The organism is Moorena bouillonii PNG, assembly GCF_001942495.1.
GTDB lineage: Bacteria > Cyanobacteriota > Cyanobacteriia > Cyanobacteriales > Coleofasciculaceae > Moorena > Moorena bouillonii.
Window position 1 is genome coordinate 845,394 of the sequence record NZ_MKZS01000001.1, and the last position, 21,235, is coordinate 866,628.

The window sequence follows — 21,235 nt, forward strand, 5'->3', positions numbered from 1 at the left end:
TTTTTTTAGCTGTCCGGCAAAAGAAGCCCCACAGCTAATGCGTAGCATAGGTGTGGGATGAATTTTGCACAGGGTATTATAAAATTGCTATAATATATGTACTGAGAAACAAAGCCGAAAATGCTGGTTTGTCAGTCACCTACGTTCCTAAAAAATAGAAATTATTGTATTGTTCCGGCGCGGAGGGGCATCCCGTGTCGTTAATAAAGCTTGCCGAGTATCCGAACCGTTGGGTGGAGTTGGCAAGAAGCCTACACGCTCACTCGTTCGCGAAGCGGCTCTGTAAGAGCAGAGTCAGTGTAGGAGTATGTCACTCACTGTCCAAGAGCCATTTTTGGTACTCTTGATTCTTCTTCATGGCTGTGTTCTCCTAGTGGCGATATATACACGTGGGAATCCCTCAATCGCTTCTGAGCAATTTTACGCTCCGTCTCATTGTCAGTTATTGGGAAATGCGCTAAGGCTACTTCATCTACTTTTCCTTCGTGAGTCAAAGGTAAACTTGATACAGGAAAATAAGCTCCTGGCATCATGTATGGAGGTAACTGTTGTTGAATTTGGGACTGTAATTGTTTGGGGTTCCAGGCTCCTGCCACCACAACATAAGCTACTAGGAATGTTTGATTAGCTAATACATAAGCTTGTTCTACTCCAGGAGCTGATAATAGGGCGGTTTCTATGTCCGCTAGTTCTATTCGCTTCCCTTGGAACCATGTATACCTTTGTTTTACACCGACTATTTCTAGATAACCTTGGTTGTGATAACGACCTATATCCCCTGTTTGGAATAGTTTACCTAATTGGGGATGCTCAATAAATTTCTGTGATATCTGTTGCTGTTGATGCAGATAACCTCTGGCTAAACTGGAACCTCCAATATAAATTTCTCCTGGTACTCCGGTGGGAACAGGGTCTTGGTGTTGGTCTAATACATAAACTGATAACCGACCAGGGTTGCCTACAGGTACATTTTCTCTGGGAGGTTCTTCTAGCCATTGCCAGTGGGTAACTTCTCCTCCTGCTTCTGGGAGACTGTAGAAGTTGTGTAATGAAACTGGGTAACTTTGTAGAAATTTATTGGCTATTTCTGTTGATAGGGTTTCTCCACTGCAAAGAAGCGATCGCCAACTGTTCAAAAAAGGTGCCTTGTTAGTTGTATTTAACCAGGTGGTTAGTTCTGACGGATACAGGTGAACTATAGTTACTTTGTGCTGGCCGATTAATTTCTGTAATTCTGTAGGCTCGTCATTTGCAGCTATAACGATACTACCACCACTGATTAGAGGTAAACCTATTTCTAGAAGAGCTACATCTTGAGTCAGAGATGTTTTATGCAGTAGAATATCTTGATTAGTTATTTTCAGCGTTTCTTGTAGCCATTGTAAACGTTGAGCTACAGCCTGATGTTCTACTGGCGAGCAGGATGCTCGCGCTGGGGTTTGATTGAGGATATAGGCAAGATTGGTAGCTGTTGTTGCTGTATTTGGGTTTTCTGTATTCTGTGTAGCTATTGATTCCCACTCAGTATCTAGACACAGAATTTGAGCATTGGAGTCAGGAATTTCTGATTTGAGGTCGTTTAGAGTTAAAATTACTGAAATTGACTGCAAATCCTGTGATTTGTCGGTTGGATCTATTGCTACATAAGCTCCTCCTGCCTTGAGTATTGCTAATAAACCGACGATTCTTTCTAGAGTAGGGTCAATATATATGCCTACTGGTGTTTCTGTGCTTATGCCTAAACCTAATAGATGGTGGGCAAGTTGGTTAGCTTTGTAGTTGAGTTGGGCGTAGGTTAATTGTTGCTCCTCAAATATTAAAGCTACTGCATTTGGGTTCTTTTCAACAACATTCTCAAATAATTGATGGATACATTTGTCTGTTGGATAATCTATTTTGCTGTTATTCCATTCCTGCAGAATTTTCTGTTTTTCTGCGGTTGTTATTAGGGGGAGTTTTGAGATTTTTTCTTGGGGGTTGGCTACTATTGCTTCTAGTAAAGTTAGGAAATGTTCCATCAACCTAGCAATGGTTGCTCCGTCAAATATGTCTGTGTTGTAACAAACATAAGCTTCGTGTTCTGGTCCTGATTGTGCTTTCCAGAGATATATTTCTAAATCCATTCTACTAGCAATGTCTGGATAATCTGCAACCCTAGGAGTCACTCTTAATCCTGGTAAATCCCAAGAGTCCAGTGATTTGATATTTAGAAAGTCAAAGTACACTCGCATTAGACGGTTTTCCTTAACTTCCGTACCTGGAATAAGTTCCTCTAATAGCTGTGGAAATTGTAAATCCTGATGTTTATAGGCATCTTCAGTTGTTTGTTTGACTTGAGTTAACAATTCGGTAAAGCTAGAGTCATCTGAGAACTGAGAACGAATTGGAAGGATGCTTGCAAACATACCAATTAATGGTTCGATTTCGACTCGGTTGCGGTTAGCAGTTATTGCACCTACTATTAAGTCAGACTCTCCACTATAACGATACAATAAGACAAAAGTTGCACTCAGCATAGTCGTAAATAATGTTGTACCTAACTCTTGACCCAGTTGCTCAAGTTTCTGTATTAAGTTCTGATTGAGTTCCAATTTTTCGAATCTTCCCTCGCGACTTTGCACTTCTGGAGGTCGGCGGTCTGTTAGTAGGGGTAATATTGAGGAAGTTCCTGCTAGTTTGTGTCTCCAGTAGCTTAGATGTTCTTCTAATACCTCTGCTGTTTGTTGTCGTTGCCAGTGGGAGTAGTCGGCATATTGAATGGGTAGTTCTGGTAATGGGGATGGGTTTCCTTGACTGTAGGCTTCATACAATTTATATAGTTCTGAGATTAGTATGTTTATAGACCAACCGTCATATATTATGTGGTCTATGACCAATATTACTACATGAGTTTCTGGGCTAAGTCGTACGAGGGTGACAGACAGCGGGGGGCTTGCTAGGTCAAAGTATTTTCGGGCTTCAGTTCTGACTAGCTGTTCAAGTTTGGTTATCTGTTCTGCTGATGATGGTAATTCTACTACTGACAGATTAATTTTGGCGACGGTCGAAATTACTTGTATAAGTTTTCCATCTATGGAGGGAAAAGTGGTTCGTAGGCTTTCATGTCGTCGGATGATTTCGTTGAAGCTTTGCTCTAAGGTTGCTAGATTGAGAAGACCATCTACGGTAAAACTATACATACCGTTCAACGGACGCCAGCCCAAAATAAATTCTTGAGGGTAAGAAAGGGGAATTTCCTGTTCCCTAGAAACCCTTGGAATAACTTGACTTTCCTTTGGTTCCAACTCTTGTTCAACTAAAACTTCTGCTAGTTGAGCGATAGTAGGATTTTGAAATAGCTTACTTATAGAGAACTCTACTGGCAATCTTTGTTGCACCCGAGACACAACCTGAGTGGCATTCATAGAATGGCCACCTAAATCAAAGAAGTTATCGTGTATACCTATCTGTTCTATACCCAACACTTCTCTCCAAATCTCTGCTAATGCCTTCTGTGTCTCCGTCTCAGGAGCTACATACTCCGTTGACACACTACTGAGATTATCCGGTACAGGTAATGCCTTCCGGTCTACTTTTCCACTTGGAGTCAGAGGCAGTTGCGACAACACTACAAAACCGCTCGGTATCATATACTCCGGAAACTGCTCTTTCAGATACTGTTTCAATTTCTTGATTTGTTCTGCCTCTGATATCTCTTGGTTTGAGCTAGCTAGAGTTTGGGTTTCTAACACTATATACGCCACTAAACGTTTATTACCTAGGTTGTCTTCGGTGGCTAATACTACTGTTTCTTTAACTATAGTATGTTGAGTTAGGGTCGCTTCTATTTCTCCCGTTTCTACCCGGTATCCTCGGATTTTTACTTGGTTGTCTATCCGCCCTAAAAACTCTATGTTGCCATCAGCTAGATAACGACATAAGTCTCCTGTTCTATATAATTTTGTGACTTTTGAGTTATCAAAAGGATGAGGGATGAATTTCTCAGTTGTTAATTCTAGGCGGTTCAGATAACCATTTGCCAGACCGACTCCACCAATGTAAAGTTCTCCTGGAACCCCTACTGGCAATGGTTGTTGCTCACCACTGAGAACATAAAGTTGAGTATTGGCAATCGGACGACCTATCGGGGGGAGTTTCGGCCAGTTATCCGCATCTCCTTCTAATGTGTAAGCAGAAACTACATGGCTTTCTGATGGTCCATATTGGTTTTGCAGTCTACATTCAGGCAGTCGCTTCATCATCTCCATCAGGTCTGCTGTCACTTGCAATTGTTCCCCTGCTGTTATCACCTCACGCAATGGTGGCAGATTTTGGCATTGAGATGCCACTAAGGCCAACTGTTGTAAAGCTACAAAGGGTAAAAATAGTCGCTCTACCTGATTGTGAGTTAAGAATTCCATCAATCCTAACGGATCACGCCTCAGTTCTGAAGACACTAATACCAGAATCCCTCCTGAACAACAAGTGGAGAATATTTCTTGGAAGGATACGTCAAAGCTAATAGGAGCAAATTGCAGAGTTTTTGCTCCTTGACCAACTATTGTTTCCTGCTGTTGCCAAAGGATTAGATTCACTAGAGAACCTTGGCTCATAGCCACTCCTTTTGGCTTACCTGTAGACCCAGAGGTATAAATAACATAGCCCAAGTTCGATGGTTTGACTTCACTACTTAAATTGCCTTGAGAACAGTCTGACCATAGGTTGTCGTTACTATCTAAACACACTATCTGAGCTTCATGTTCTGATAATAACGTTACTAATGATTGCTGAGTTAGCAATATGGATACTTGGGAATCAGAAATCATATAAGCCAAACGTTCTGATGGATAATTGGGGTCTAGTGGCACATAAGCTCCTCCAGCTTTGAGTATGGCTAATATACCTACTACCATTTCTACTGAACGCTCTACACATATACCCACTAGGGTATCTGGAACTACTCCCAACTTTTGCAAGTAATGTGCTAGTTGATTAGCTTTGCTATTTAATTCCGAATAGGTCAGCTTTTGTTGTTCAAATACTACTGCTGCTGCATCTGGGGTTTTCTCTACCTGCTCTTCAAATAATTGACGGATACACTTGTTATTTGGGTAATCTGTTTTCGTATTGTTCCATTCCACCAGTATTTGGTCTCGCTCTGCCTCTTTCATTAATGGCAGCTTGCTCACAGGTTGCTCGGTCGTCTCTACTGCTGCTGATAGTAAGTTTTCATAATGTGACACCATGCGACTAATTGTTTCGGCTGAGAACAAGTCTCGGTTATAGGCACAGAATCCTTTGATTTCCTCTCCTACTGGCCACAGATGTAACTCTAAGTCAAACCTCACTGTCATCTCAGCTCCTCCCCCTTCATACCAACCTACTTCCAAGTTGGGTAAGCTAAAGGATGGTTTTAATACTTCCTCCTGCTGAACGGCAAACATTACCTGAAACAAGGGGCTTTGCGATAAAGAACGTTCCGGTTGCAACTCTTCTACCAATTTCTCAAAGGGTATGTCTTGATTACCATAAGCTTCTAGAGCTGTTTGTTTAACTCGATTTAATACCTCTGTGAAACTAGGGTCTCCTCCTAGGTCTGTGTACATGACTAGGGAGTTGACAAAGAAACCGATCAACCCCTCTATTTCTCTGCGGTTGCGGTTAGCTATAGGTGAACCTACTGCTATACTTTCTTGACCACTGTAACGAGACATTAAGACTTTGAAGGCTGCTAACAGGGTCATAAATAGGGTAGTTCCCTGCTTTTGACTCAGTTGTTTAACTTTTGAGGTCAGCTCTGCTGGTATGTTTATGGGTATACCTGCTCCATTAAAAGTTTGAACTGGAGGTCGGGGATGGTCTGTGGGTAGTTGTATTTGAGGTAAGTCTTGGAGCTTTTGCCTCCAGTAACTTAGTTGACTTTCTAGGGTTTCACCTTGTAAATAGTTCCTTTGCCACACTGCAAAGTCCGCATATTGTATGGGCAACTCTGGTATTGGGGATGGTTGGTCTTGCACTATGGCAGTGTAAATAACTGAAAGTTCCTTGGGTAATACTGTAAGTGACCAGCCATCGCTTGCTATGTGATGTAATATGATTTGCAGTATGTGTTCTGCTTTTCCTAGTTTAAACAACTGAGCCCGTATGGGGGGGTCTACTTCTAGATTGAATGAAAGTTCATTTTCTTGTTGGAGTAGTTGTTGCAGTTTGGTGGTTTGCTCAGATGGTGTTAACTCACTTAGGTCTTGTATAGGTAGTTCTAATTCAAAGGGGGATTGAATTATTTGTAGTGGTGTGTCGTTGATTTCACTGAAAGTTGTTCTCAGAGTTTCATGGCGAGCAATGATTTGGTTGAGACTTTTTTCTAGGGCTACATAGTCGAGTTTTCCTACTAGCTCTAGGGTTAATGGCATATTGTAGGCATTCCTACTCAAAGCCATTTTTTCAATAAACCATAGCCTTTGTTGCGCAAAGGATAATGGCGGAGGATTGCCATTTCGCTCAATAGGATTAATTAAGTCTTCCTTGAATTCTCTCTTTAAATTAGCTTGTTGCAAAAAAGTAATAATTTCCTGCTTACGATCGCTTAATTTAGTTCGTAGCTCTGATGTCAAAACTCCTTCTGGAGCATTACAGCGCAAGCGTTGACCTTCAAGCCATAATTTTATATCTTGATTAGCCAGATCGTCTAAAAATTTTTCTAATGTTTTCATAGCTCTATTTCCTCCCGTTTTTCTGGATTATTAGAGGTTGTTTGTAGTCGTTGTGCTAGAGATACGTTAATATTACTAGTATTTTCAAGGTAAGTACTTAATTGTTCTATAGTTGAATATTCAAATATACTTGTTATAGGTAACTCAATATTAAAAGTATCCCGAACTCTAGACACAACCTGAGTTGCCATCAAAGAATGACCACCTAAATCAAAGAAGTTATCATGTATTCCCACCTTTTCTATTCCCAACACTTCTTGCCAAATCTCTGCTAAGTTCTTCTGTATCTCCGTCTCTGGAGCTACATACTCCGTTAACACACTACTGGCCACATCTGGTACAGGCAAAGCCTTACGGTCTACTTTACCGTTAGGAGTCAGAGGCAGTTGCGACAACACCATTAACCCTGATGGCACCATATACTCTGGCAACCTCGACTCCAGATACTCTCTCACCTGCGGTATCAATTCCTTTCTCAACTGGGAACTCAACGGATTATTCCCATAATTATTCCATTTACCTCCTATCACCGATTTTTGAGTCAGGGGTGTTAACACGATTCCCTCTTTTGCTAACTCACTCCGCACAAATACCGCATCCATCAATTCCGGACTTCCTTGAGCTGACCAACACAACTCTAAGCTATACCCCAAAGATGCACTTAGTTCATATAACCTCTCTGGATCGATACCCTTGTTTTCGTTTGACTCTAACTTCTGCCTCAACTGCTGCACATTCTGTTTTGACTCTGGCTGTGATAGCAACTCTACCAACTCTACATCATTAGCTACTCTGGTATTTACTAAACCACTAAAGTAAATTGATTCTGGCTCTTGCTCTCGCAGATAAGTTTCTATCTCTTGAACACTCAAATCCGCTCCACTTTCTACCGTTGGTGTTATTACTGTTCCTGGTTGAGCCTCTATATGCAACAGTACGCTATACCTATATTTACTCAGTTCATTGTGTTCTCTGCCCCTCTGCAAACGTATTTGTACATGACTTATTTCTGGATGTTTTTCCTTGAGAGCTACAAACAACTCTGGTGACACTAACAACTCGGTCTCCTGCTCCATTTTTCTGTCTATTTTGGCCTTGAGTTGTTCTAGGGATAGTGATGGAGTTCCTTGATACAGTTGCACCGAACTATGAAATGCTTTCATTAATGGAAAACTGCGGATATCCCCTAGGAAGATCGTTCCTCCTGGTTTGACTACCCTGATACTATTTTCTATTACTGACAACAAATACTCTACACTGGGGAAATACTGGACTATTGAACTCAGAAGCACTACATCGAAACTGTTAGGAGCCACATCAGCCATGTCTTCAGCTCGCTTCTGTGCTAAGGATACATGACTATATTTGTCTGGTTGCTCTTCTATTTGTTTTTTAATGTATTCTAATGATAACTTGGATATATCTGTGCCATAATATTTTTCTGTCTGCGGTGCGATTTGAAATAGCAGCATTCCTGTTCCACAACCTATTTCCCACACACTCTCTGGCTTCTTGGCTAATACTTGAGTTACTATATCCCCAGCCCAGACGCGCATTTGCTCTACTGGTATCGGCTGGTTATCGTAGTTGCTTATCCATCCTCTGGTGTTGAATAGGGGGTCACTTACTTCACTTAGTTGGTCATATATTTGTTGGTTAAATATATCTTGCCAACTATCTACTTTGGTTTCTGAAAGTTCGGGGTTGGAACTGGTTGTGCTTTCGGTTTCTGGTACTATGTATGCTACTAAACGTTTATCTCCTGGGTTATCTTCTCTTGCTAATACTACCGTTTCTTTAACTTGAGGGTATGAATTGAGAACTGCTTCTATTTCTCCTGTTTCAATGCGATATCCCCTGATTTTTACTTGGTGGTCTATTCTACCCAAGAACTCGATGTGGCCATCCTCTAAGTACCGAGCCAAATCCCCTGTCTTATATAATTTTGACTTTTGACTTTTAACTTTTGAGTTATCAAAAGGGTTGGGAATAAATTTCTCGGCTGTCAGTTCCGGGCGGTTGTAGTAACCTGTTGCTAAACCATCTCCTCCTATATGTAGTTCTCCTACTACTCCTATGGGTACTGGTTGTAAATTTTGGTCAAGGATGTATATCTGGGTGTTAGATATTGGCTTACCTATGGGCAGATTTGTTGCTCCTTCTGCTACTTCACTCACCTTGTACCATGAAGAAAATGTTGTGTTTTCTGTCGGTCCATACACATGAAGCAATCTTTCTGGTGCCCCTTTTTCAACTACCTGTTTCACTGATTTGGGGTCTACTGCCTCTCCTCCAAATAACAAATGTTTCAAGGTACTGAATGCTTCTGGTGCTGAGTAGGTCAACTGATTAAATAAAGCTGTTGTCAAAAACAGTGTCGTAATTTTTTCTTGTTTGATATAGTTGACAAACTCTTGAGGTGAAAGGAGTAGAGATTTGGTAATTACTACTACCACGCCTCCGTGTAATAAAGCTCCCCAAATTTCAAATGTGGCTGCATCAAAAGAGGTGTTGGAAACTTGAGCTACTCGGTCTGTTGCTTCCAGTTGCACATAGTTGGTGTTGCTAACAAGCCTAACTACTCCTTGATGAGGAATAGTAACTCCCTTTGGTTTACCCGTCGAACCTGAAGTATAGATAACATAAGCTAACTGATTAGCTGTTATCTGATTTTCGGGTATTTCCTGACTCTGTTGATTAATAATTTCGGAATCTGTATCCAAACAGATCTCAGATGCTTTTGTCTCCGATAGATGATGTTGCCATTTTTCTTGAGTCAAAATCATGGATAGTTGTGCATCTTCTACCATGTAATGGAGACGCGAAGTGGGATAATTAGGGTCTAATGGCACATAAGCTCCTCCGGCTTTGAGTATGGCTAATAAACCTACTACCATCTCCACTGAGCGCTCTACACATATTCCCACTAGCATTTCTGGTTTGACTCCCAAGGTTTGCAAGTGGTGGGCTAGTTGATTAGCTTTGCTATTTAATTGGCAATAGGTCAGCTTTTGCTCTTCAAATACTACTGCTACTGCATCTGGGTTTTTCTCTACCTGCTCCTCAAATAACTGATGGATACATTTATCTTTGGGATAATCTGTTTTGGTATTGTTCCACTCCACCAGTATTTGGTCTAGCTCTGACTCTGTCATTAATGGCAACTGGCTCACAGGTCGTTCTGGAGTCTCTACTGCTGCTGATAGTAAGTTTTCATAATGTGACATCATGCGACTAATTGTTTCGGCTGAGAACAAGTCTCGGTTATAGGCACAAAATCCTTTGATTTCCTCTCCTACTGGCCACAGATGTAACTCTAAGTCAAACCTCACTGTCATCTCAACTCCTCCCCCTTCATACCAACCTACTTCCAAGTTGGGTAAGCTAAAGGATGGTTTTAATGCTTCCTCCTGCTGAACGGCAAACATCACCTGAAATAAGGGGTTTTGCGATAGTGCCCGTTCTGGTTGCAACTCTTCTACCAATTTCTCAAAGGGTATGTCTTGATGACCATAAGCTTCTAGAGCTGTTTGTTTAACTCGGTTTAATACTTCTGTGAAACTAGGGTTCCCTCCCAGCTCTGTGTACATGACTAGGGAGTTGACAAAGAAACCTATTAACCCTTCTATTTCTCGGCGGTTGCGGTTGGCTATGGGTGAACCTACTGCTATACTTTCTTGACCACTGTAACGAGACAGTAATACCTTAAATACTGCTAACAGGGTCATAAATAGGGTGGTTCCCTGCTTTTGGCTCAGTTGTTTAACTTTTGATGTTACTGCTGCTGGTATGTTTATCGGTATCCCCCCTCCGTTAAAAGTTTGAACTGCTGGTCGGGGATGGTCTGTGGGTAGTTGTAGTTGAGGTAGGTCTTGCAGCTTTTCCTTCCAGTAGTTGAGTTGACTTTCAAGGGTTTCACCTTGTAAGTAGTTCTTTTGCCACACTGCAAAGTCGGCATATTGTATGGGTAGTGAGGGTAATGGAGATGGTTTCTCTTCCAGTGTGGCAGTATAAATAGCCGAGAGTTCTTTGGGTAATACTGTCAGTGACCAGCCATCGCTTGCTATGTGATGTAATGTGATTTGCAGTATGTGTTCTGTTGTTCCTAGTTGAAACAACTGAGCCCGTATGGGGAGGTCTACTTCTAGATTAAATGTTTGTTCATTTTCTTTTTGGAGTAGTTGTTGCAGTTTGCTGGTTTGCTCAGATGCTGTTAACTCACTTAGGTCAATTCTGGGTACTTTTAGTTCAAAGGGGGGTTGAATTATTTGTACTGGTGTACCGTTAATTTCACTGAAGGTGGTTCTCAGAGCTTCATGACGAGCAATGATTTCGTTGAAACTTTTTTGTAGGGCTACATAGTCCAATTTTCCTACTAGACGTAGGATTAATGGCATATTGTAGGCATTGCTACTCAAGCCCATTGTTTCTATAAACCATAGCCTTTGTTGTGCAAAGGACAATGGGATGACTTGCTCCCTAGAAACTGATTGAATGGAACTAGCTACAGATTTCTGAGTTATTTGTACTTCTCGAATAAACTCTAAAATTTCTGTCTTGCGCTCCACTAGATTCTGTTTTAGCTCTGCTGTCATTGCTCCCTTGGGAGCATAACATTCGAGTTGCTCTTGCTCTATCCAAAGTTTAACACCCAGATTTTGCAGGTAAGAAATAAAATCAACTGTTTTCATAACACAAACCTCTCATATTCTTCTGTTTCTGAAATTAACGTAGTCTTATCTTGGGGTAGCTGACGCACCACTTCAATATTTTTAGCTATGCCAGCAATAGTTGGTGACTCAAATAAACCCTGTAAAGTCAGTTCATTGCCAAAACCCTGTCTTACCCGAGACACAACCTGAGTTGCCCTCAAAGAATGACCACCCAAATCAAAGAAGTTATCGTGTATACCTATCTGTTCTATACCCAACACTTCGGCCCAAATCTCTGCTAATATCTTCTGTGTTTCTGTCTGAGGAGCCACATACTCCGTTAACACACTACTAGCCATATCCGGCACAGGCAAAGCCTTACGGTCTACCTTACCGTTAGGAGTCAGAGGCAGTTGCGACAACACCATCAACCCTGATGGCACCATATACTCTGGCAACCTCGACTCCAGATACTCTCTTAGCTGCGGTATCAGTTCCTTTCTCAACTGGGAAATCAACGGATTATTCCCATAATTATTCCAGTTACCTCCTACCACCGATTTTTGAGTCAGGGGTGTTAACACTATTCCCTCTGCTGCTAACTCACTGCGTACAAATACCGCATCCATCAATTCCGGACTTCCCTGAGCTGACCAACACAATTCTAAGCTATACCCTAGAGATGCACTTAGTTCATATAACCTCTCTGGTTCAATGCTCTTGCTTTCCTTTGACTTGAAAAACTGCCTCAACTGCTGCACATTCTGTTTTGATTCTGGCTGTGATAGCAACTCTACCAACTCTACATCATTAGCCACTCTGCTATTTACTAAACCACTAAAGCAAACTGATTCTGGCTCTTGCTCTCGCAGATAAGTTTCTATCTCTTGAACACCCAGAGCTGCTCCACTTTCTACCGTCGGTGTTATTACTTTTCCTGGTTTCGCTTCTATATGCAACAGTACGTTATACCTATATTTATTCAGTTCATTGTTTTCTTTTCCCCTCTGTAAACGTATTTGTACATGACTTATTTCTGGAGATTTTTCTTTGAGACATACAAACAACTCTGGTGACACTAACAACTCGGTCTCCTGCTCCATTTTTCTGTCTATCTTTGACTTGAGTTGTTGTCCTGACAGTGATGGGGTTGCTTGATACAGTTGTACCGAACTATGAAATGCTTTCATTAAGTAGAAATTGCGGATATCCCCTAGGAAAATCATTCCTCCTGGTTTTACTACCCTGATACTTTCTTCTATTACTTGCAATAGATATTCCATACTCGGGAAATACTGCACGATAGAACTTAGTAGCACGACATCGAAAGTGTTAGGAGCCACATCAGCCATGTCTTCGGCTCGTTTCTGTGCTAAGGATACATGACTATATTTGTCTGGTTCGGGTTCTATTTGTTTTTTGATGTATTCTAATGAGACGTTAGAAATATCTGTGCCATAATAGTTTTGTGTCTGGGGTGCAATTTGAAACAGCAGCATTCCTGTGCCACAACCTATTTCCCACACACTCTTTGGTTTAGCCGCTAATACTTGAGTTACTACATCTCCTGCCCAGAGCCGCATTTGCTTTTCTGGTATGGGTTGGTTGTCGTAACTGCTGCGCCAACCTGAGATGTTGAATAAGGGGTCAGTAATTTCTCTGTCCTCATTCTCTATTTGTTCATTGAATACTTCTTGCCAATTACTGAGTTGATCATTTGAGAGTTCTTGGTTCAAATTAGTCGCAGTTTCAGTTTCAGCTACTAGGTATCCTACTAAACGTTTATCTCCTGGCTGATCCTCTCTGGCAATTACAACAGCTTGTTGGACTTTGGGATGTTCATTTAAAATCCCTTGAATTTCTCCGGTTTCTATGCGGTAGCCTCGGATTTTTACTTGATGGTCTATTCTACCGATAAATTCTATGTTGCCATCAGATAAATAACGTACCAAGTCTCCAGTTTTATATAATTTTTTCTCCTGCCAAAAGATGAATTTTTCAGCGGTTAATTCTGCTTGTTTTAAGTAACTTCGTGCTAGTCCTTCTCCTGCTATGTGTAGCTCTCCTGCTACTCCTATGGGTACAGGTTGTTGATGAGCGTTAAAAATATATACCTGGGTGTTCGCTATTGGCCTACCTATGGTTGGTGACTTGGTTCCTCCTTTTTCCATTAAGCCATATGTTGAGTAGGTTGTGTCTTCACTAGGACCATAAAGGTTGTATACTGCTTTAATTGTTTGTTGCTCATACAGTTGTTGAACCAGTTGATTATCTAGGGGCTCTCCTGCCAGATTCACTGTTGTTACTCCAGTGGGGATACTTTGGTTTCTGACTAATTCTCTGGCTGCTGATGGTACTGTGTTGATTAGGCTTACTTCTCCTGCTGCTGGTAATTCGGGTAGATGTAAAGCATTTTCAGCTAATATGACTTTTCCTCCCCAACTTAAGGGGACAAACAACTCAAATACTGATAGATCAAAGCAGATAGAAGTGGAAGCTAATACTCCTGATAATTCCTCTTGGGTATACACTTCTCGTGCCCAATACAATAGGGACACTGGACTGCGGTGTTCAATTGCTACTCCTTTAGGTCGGCCTGTAGAACCAGAGGTATACAATACATAAGCTAGGTTCTGGGGATTAACATTACTGACTACATTAGCTTGTATTTCTACCGTATTAGCTTGGTTTATATCTATTATAGGTGTTTGAGTTTCTGGTAAGTGAAACTGGGAGTTGGAGTCACTTAATACCAGGTGTAACTCCCCATCTTCTAATATCTGAGCTAGACGTGAAGTTGGATAATTAGGGTCTAATGGCACATAAGCTCCTCCGGCTTTGAGTATGGCTAATAACCCTACTACCATCTCCACTGAGCGCTCTACACATATTCCCACTAGCATTTCTGGTTTGACTCCCAAGCTTTGCAAGTGGTGGGCTAATTGATTGGCTTTAGTATTTAATTGGGAGTAAGTTAAGCTTTGCTCTTCAAATACTACTGCTACTTCATCTGGGTTTTTCTCTACCTGCTCCTCAAATAACTGATGGATACATTTATCTTTGGGATAATCTGTTTTGGTATTGTTCCACTCCACCAGTATTTGGTCTAGCTCTGACTCTGTCATTAATGGCAACTGGCTCACAGGTCGTTCTGGAGTCTCTACTGCTGCTGATAGTAAGTTTTCATAATGTGACATCATGCGGCTAATTGTTTCGGCTGAGAACAAGTCTCGGTTATAGGCACAGAATCCTTTGATTTCCTCTCCTACTGGCAACAGATGCAACTCAATGTCAAACCTTACTGTCATCTCAGCTCCTCCCCCTTCATACCAACCTACCTCCAAGTTAGGTAAGCTAAAGGATGGTTTTAAGATTTCCTCCTGCTGCACAGCCAACATTACCTGAAACAAGGGGTTTTGCGATAGTACCCGCTCTGGCTGCAACTCTTCTACCAATTTCTCAAAAGGTATGTCTTGGTTTCCATAAGCTTCTAGGGCTGTTTGTTTAACCCTGTTTAATACCTCTATGAAGCTTGGTTCCCCTCCTAGGTCTGTGTACATGACTAGGGAGTTGACAAAGAAACCTATCAACCCTTCTATTTCACTCCGGTTGCGGTTGGCGATAGGTGAACCTACTGCTATACTTTCTTGACCACTGTAACGAAATAGCAATATCTTGAAGGCTGCCAACAGGGTCATAAATAGGGTTGTCCCCTGCTTTTGGCTCAGTTGTTTAACTTTTGATGTTAGTGCTGCTGGTATGTTTATGGGTATACCTGCTCCATTAAAGGTTTGAACTGGGGGCCGGGGATTATCTGTAGGTAGTTGTAGTTGGGGTAGGTCTTGCAGCTTTTGCTTCCAGTAACTTAGTTGCTTTTCGAGAGTTTCACCTTGTAAGTAGTTCCTTTGCCACACTGCAAAGTCCGCATATTGTATGGGTAGTGAGGATAATGGGGATGGTTTGTCTTCCAGTGTGGCAGTGTAAATAGCTGATAGTTCTTTGGTTAATACTGTCAGTGACCACCCATCGCTTGCTATGTGATGTAATGTAATTTGCAGTATGTGTTCTGTTGTTCCTAGTTGATACAACTGAACCCTTATGGGGAGGTCTACTTCCAGATTAAATGAAAGTTCATTTTCTTCTTGCAGTAGTTGTTGTAGTTTGGTGGTTTGCTCAGATGCTGTTAACCCACTTAGGTCAATTATTGGTAGTTCTAATTCAAAGGGGGATTTAATTCTTTGTACTGGTGTGCCGTTGATTTCACTGAAAGTGGTTCTCAGGGTTTCATGGCGAGCCATGATTTCGTTGAGACTGTTTTGTAGGGCTACATAGTCCAATTTACCTACTAGATTTAGGGTCAATGGCATATTGTAGGCGTTGCTACTCAAGGCCAGTTTTTCTAGAAACCATAGCCTTTGTTGTGCATATGATAACGGGGGAGGATTTTCATTTTCCTCCCTTGGTTGAATGGCTACGGTCTCTACTGACTGGCTTTGAGCTAAATATACCTCTATTTCCTGAGCCAGACTCACTAGCTGGGAATTCTCAAATAGCTTTGTGAGGGGGAACTCTATATTGAGGACTTGTCGCACCCGAGACACCACCTGAGTTGCCATCAAAGAATGACCACCCAAATCAAAGAAGTTATCATGTATTCCCACCTTTTCTATTCCCAACACTTCGGCCCAAATCTCTGCTAAGACCTTCTGTGCCTCAGTCTCTGGAGCTACATACTCCGTTAACACACTACTGGCCACATCTGGTACAGGCAAAGCCTTACGGTCTACTTTACCGTTAGGAGTCAGAGGCAGTTGCGACAACACCATTAACCCTGATGGCACCATATACTCTGGCAACCTCGACTCCAGATACTCTCTCAACTGTGGTATCAGTTCCTTGCTCTTGGTTTCCTTTATTTGTAAGTTAGAAGTGCTAACTGTTTCATTTTCTGCAAATAACCTTTGATAAAAAGGAGTTTGCTTAAACTGTTGTTTCCAGTGATAAGAAATGTGTTCAAAATCAATATCTTCTCCTTGTTGCCTGATAATACGTCCTTGGATAGCATAATCTGGATTCAGATTATTTTCACAAAGGTTTCGGCTACAAATAGCTTCAATCACATCTCCTTCACTCACATCAAGACCAGGCTCAAATACTGGAAAATAAACGGGTAACCAACAATGCTCATGTTCGAGAATATCTATACACTCACCCTCAATAGTATGCAAATTTAACCAGACCAGAAAACCATCTAATCTGCCGGATTTTTCTATCCTTAACTGAATTTGATGAGTCAACTCTGTATCTAAAGATTTATTAAAATCTAAATCCTCAAATATTTCTCGATTGGAAAGTAAATTGGCTTGAGGAAATCCTTTAATACAAACTCGTAAATCAAAAGGATACCCAACCTGTTCAAATATTTTCTGGGTATAATAACCAGAAACCTTTGTAAACCTGGGTTGATTAAGTAACGGTTCTGGAAGAGTTACTGCTGCAATCTTAGTTACACTTCTTTCGGGAATCATTGCACCATCTGGCTTCAAAAACCTTCTGGCATTATTAATAATTACTGCTGCTCCTTCAGAACCGCCTATTGCTCCCACAATTTCCGAAACACATACATCTGCTAACTCGGGTAGGTTAACTGTCGTCGCATCTCCATGTATGATTTCAATTTGTGCCGATAATCCCAACTTATCCACGCTAGCTTTAGCTAACTCACTGGTTTGTTGGTCTCTCTCAATAGCATAGATTTTCTTAGCTCCTGCTTGTGCACAAAATCTCGCCAAAATAGCATCCTTACCTGTACCAATTTCTACTACTACTCGATCTTTAACAAGTTGATTAATTGCCACTTGATAACTTTGGTTTCGACGATGGTCATTAGTCATCGCATAGTACAATAACTCATCATAAACATAGTATTCTGCTATTGATGGCCAAAGTTCTATGCTTTCCATCTCCTGGACATTTTGTTCAAACTCTAGTTCGGGAACTAAGTATGCTACCAACCGCTTGTTCCCTGGAGTATCTTCCCTGTCAATTACTACAGCTTGTTGGACTTGGGGATGCCTCGTGAGCATTGATTCAACTTCTCCAGGTTCAATTCGGAAACCTCGTATCTTCACCTGATTATCTATGCGGCCAAGAAACTCAATATTGCCATCCGGTAAGTAACGAGCTGAATCTCCTGTTTTGTAAAGCCTCTCCTCGGTTACATTCCTCAAAGGATGGGAAATAAATTTTTCCTGTGTTAATTGAGGTTGGTTAAGATAGCCACGACCTAAACCAACACCACCGATATAAATTTCACCAGGTACTCCGATGGGGACTGGTTGTAAATTTCTGTCTAGGATGTAGATTTGAGTATTGCCGATCGCCCTACCTATGGATGGCACAGAAGACTCTGGCGAGCATTCGGCCATGGTAGCACATACTGTTGATTCTGTTGGTCCGTAGGCGTTCACAAATTGTCGCCCCACAGACCAGTAGGATATTAGCTCTGGTGGGCAAGCTTCTCCTGCTACCACTATGGTCTTTAAATCAGGTAATTCCTCTTTTGGCATCACTGCCAGAGCTGAGGGGGGTATGGTGATATGGGTGATTTTGTTCGACTGCAACCACTGACTTAAACCAGTTCCAGGCATTAAAGTATCTCGACTGCCTATGTACAAACTGGCTCCTGAACCTAAAGCCATGACTATTTCCGAGATGGAGGCATCGAAACTTAATGATGCGAACTGAACCACTCTGCTGTTCGAGTTAACTTGAAACCCTTGCATTTGAACTGTAGCCAGATTACACAGTCCCTTGTGTTCTACCAATACTCCTTTCGGTTTACCTGTGGAACCTGATGTATAAATTACATAAGCTAAATTTTGGGGGCTGACTTCACTCTCTACTTTTTCTGGTGTTTCAGTTGCTATTTTTTCCCAATCTCTATCTAGAAAAACTACTTGGGCTTGATTTTGGGGGAGTTGAGCTAATAATTGTTCTTGAGTTAGTAACACTGACACTTGGGAGTCAGTGAACATATACTCTAGGCGTTCTTGGGGATAGTTCGGGTCTAATGGCACATAAGCTCCTCCGGCTTTGAGTATGGCTAATAAACCTACTACCATCTCCACTGAGCGCTCTACACATATTCCCACTAGCATTTCTGGTTTGACTCCCAAGGTTTGCAAGTGGTGGGCTAGTTGATTAGCTTTGCTATTTAATTGGGAGTAGCTCAGCAATTGTCCTTCAAATACTACTGCTACTGCATCTGGGCTTTTCTCTACCTGCTCCTCAAATAACTGATGGATACATTTATCTTTGGGATAATCTGTTTTGGTATTGTTCCACTCCACCAGTATTTGGTCTAGCTCTGGCTCTGTCATTAATGGTAGTACTGTTACTCTCTGCTGCGGATCGTTCACTATCCCTTCTAATAAGTTCTGGAAATGACCAACCATTCGAGCAATAGTTTGCTCGTAAAATAGGTCAGCATTGTATTTTAAGAACCCAACCAGAGATGAGTCGTCTTCATACATTTCCAGTAATAAATCATATTGACCTTCATATTGATCTAGTACAAATGCTTCTACTTCAAGTCCGGCCCATTTCATCAAGGTTTTTTCCCTGCTAAAAAACACCTTTGGTTGATCTTGAGATTCCAGGAATTTTTGCAGTAGAAAGCAAGCCTGAAAAAGAGGGGAACGACTGGAGTCACGTTCTACCTTTAACTTCTCTACCAATAAAGCAAAGGGATAATCTTGATGAGCTAACGCTTCCAGGACTGTTTGGCGGACTTGAGATAGAAAATCTCTAAAAGAGAGACTCCCTGACAAATCTGCCCTCATCACTACTGCGTCAACGAAGTAACCAACAATAGAGGCAAACTCCTCTTTAGTCCTACCACCATATGTAGGCGATCCTACCAAGATATCCTCTTGACCTGTGTAACGATACAGAAGCACTTCAAAAGCAGCCAACAGAGTCATATAAAGAGTTGCTCTCTCTGTTTTAGCTAGTTCCTTTAGTTGTTCAGTCAGCTTTTGAGATAACTTGAAGGAGTAGCTGCCACCATTATCAGTCTGTATAGGAGGTCGTGGTCTATCTGTGGGCAAATTCAATACAGGTAATTCTCCGCCCAATTTTTGTTGCCAATAGCTCCATAGTTGTTCTCCTTCTGGTCCTTCTACTAACTCCTGTCGCCAACTAACATAATCTTGATAAGAATACTGTAGTGGTGGTAGGGATACCTCAAGCCCATTTAGTTGAGATTCGTACAGTTGTGGCAGCTCTTGAGCAATTAAGTTGCATGACCAACCATCTAAAACAATGTGGTGTATTGTCAGTAACATAATATGGTTTGCTTCCGAGCAAGTGAACCACCTAACTCGCATCACTTGTTCTGTTTCTAGGTTAAAAGGATATCTGTGAGCTGCAACTACCTTTTTATTTAACTCCTCTTCACTCCAACTAGAAGCATCTATCTGTAAGAAGTCTAACTCTTGATGTTGATGTATTTGTTGGATTGGTTGTTCGCCCAAATTCGGGAATGTACTCCGTAGCAACGGATGCCTTTCCCTTAGAGCTTGAAAAACTTGTTGCCAAATAGTTATATCTACTTTGGAGTAGATCCTAATCGCAAATGACACATTATAATTATGGCTCTGGGGTGATAGCTGCCACAAAAACCAGAGACCTTTTTGACCATAAGACAGGGGATGAACTTGGCATAGATCTGGATTTTCCTTTAGTAACCGTAATATTTCTGATTTGTACTGCTTTAGTTGGGCAATAACATCAGTGGTCAGTACTTCTTGGGAACCTCCAGTTTTTAACTTTCCTCCATCAGTCCATAATTTTACCCCTTTGAGGGAAAGGTCTTGTAAGAATTCAATTAAGTTCATAGCTCTACCTCTATCCAGTTATTTTCTTTAATGTTATCTGTGCTATCGCTTTGATTCAGTTGTTGATTTAGTTGATTTGAGAGAGCAGCAATGGTGATTCCTTCCATAAATTTTGTCATTGGAACATCCACTTCTAGCTCATTTTTAATTTTATGTCTTAGCTCGATTGACATTAAAGAGTCCAATCCCATTTCAATTAAAGGTTTGTGTATATCGATTAGATTATTTTTCATAGCTAATAATCGAGCTGCTTTATTTTGAATATGAGAAATTAATATCTTTTCTCGTTCCATGAAGGAAACTGATTTTAATTGTTCTAAAAGGAGATTATCCTTTGTAGCTATTGAAGTAGTTATTTCCGACCAATCCGCCAAAAACGGCCACTGCACCACTCTCTCCTGCCATCCTGACCAATCAATAGGCACCACCCCTACTTCCACATCCGAACCACTCATCAATAGTTCCAAAGACTCCAATACCTGAGCCGGAGATATTACACCCATCCCCTGCTGAGTTGCCCTCACATCTGCACCCCTTTCAGCCGCCTCTCCCACTTGAGAAACTGCTCCCCAATGAATACTCAATCCCGTTAATCCCATAGTTCGACGATAATGAGCCAAACCATCAAGAAAAGCATTAGCTGCAGAATGATTTCCCTGACCAAGTGAACCCAACAGAGATGCTGCCGAAGAAAACAGCACAAAAAAGTCCAATGATTGATTGAGACTCAATTGATGCAAATGCCAAGCACCCTGCACTTTCGGTGCTATCACCCGTTCAAAACTAGACCAACTCTGGTTTTGCAGCACTCCATCTGATAACATCCCCGCCGAATGAATCACTCCTCCTAAGGGTCTGTTTGACTCCTCTATTCTCTGCCACACACCTCTCATCGATTCCCCATCAGATACATCGGCTTTTTCCACCACCACTTCTGCTCCTGCCATTTCTAACTCGGTTATTTTTTTCCTCGTAGCATCATCCGGTGAAC

Annotated in this window: 4 protein-coding genes; all 4 read right to left on the reverse strand. The window is 41.5% G+C overall.

The window, feature by feature from the left end:
* Positions 1 to 314 precede the first annotated feature (314 nt).
* The gene (locus BJP37_RS03430) at positions 315 to 6,692 is read right to left on the reverse strand and encodes a non-ribosomal peptide synthetase (RefSeq protein ID WP_075896497.1); all 6,378 of its coding nucleotides are present in this window, start codon (positions 6,690 to 6,692) and stop codon (positions 315 to 317) included.
* Complete coding sequence (locus BJP37_RS03435) at positions 6,689 to 11,383, reverse strand: non-ribosomal peptide synthetase (RefSeq protein ID WP_075896499.1); 4,695 nt, start codon at positions 11,381 to 11,383, stop codon at positions 6,689 to 6,691. The genes BJP37_RS03430 and BJP37_RS03435 overlap by 4 nt, the downstream gene beginning before the upstream one ends.
* On the reverse strand, positions 11,380 to 20,244 hold the full coding sequence (locus BJP37_RS42120) for a non-ribosomal peptide synthetase (protein ID WP_081431049.1): 8,865 nt from the start codon (positions 20,242 to 20,244) through the stop codon (positions 11,380 to 11,382). The genes BJP37_RS03435 and BJP37_RS42120 overlap by 4 nt, the downstream gene beginning before the upstream one ends.
* Positions 20,241 to 21,235 (reverse strand): beta-ketoacyl reductase (locus BJP37_RS03465; protein ID WP_158069388.1); only part of this gene is annotated, 995 nt, incomplete at its 5' end. The genes BJP37_RS42120 and BJP37_RS03465, both read right to left, overlap by 4 nt.

Coding starts and splice junctions, on each gene's coding strand:
- BJP37_RS03430 (WP_075896497.1), bottom strand. CDS start 6,692: ATGAAAACATTAGAAAAATTTTTAGACGATCTGGCTAATCAAGATATA.
- BJP37_RS42120 (WP_081431049.1), bottom strand. CDS start 20,244: ATGAACTTAATTGAATTCTTACAAGACCTTTCCCTCAAAGGGGTAAAA.
- BJP37_RS03435 (WP_075896499.1), bottom strand. CDS start 11,383: ATGAAAACAGTTGATTTTATTTCTTACCTGCAAAATCTGGGTGTTAAA.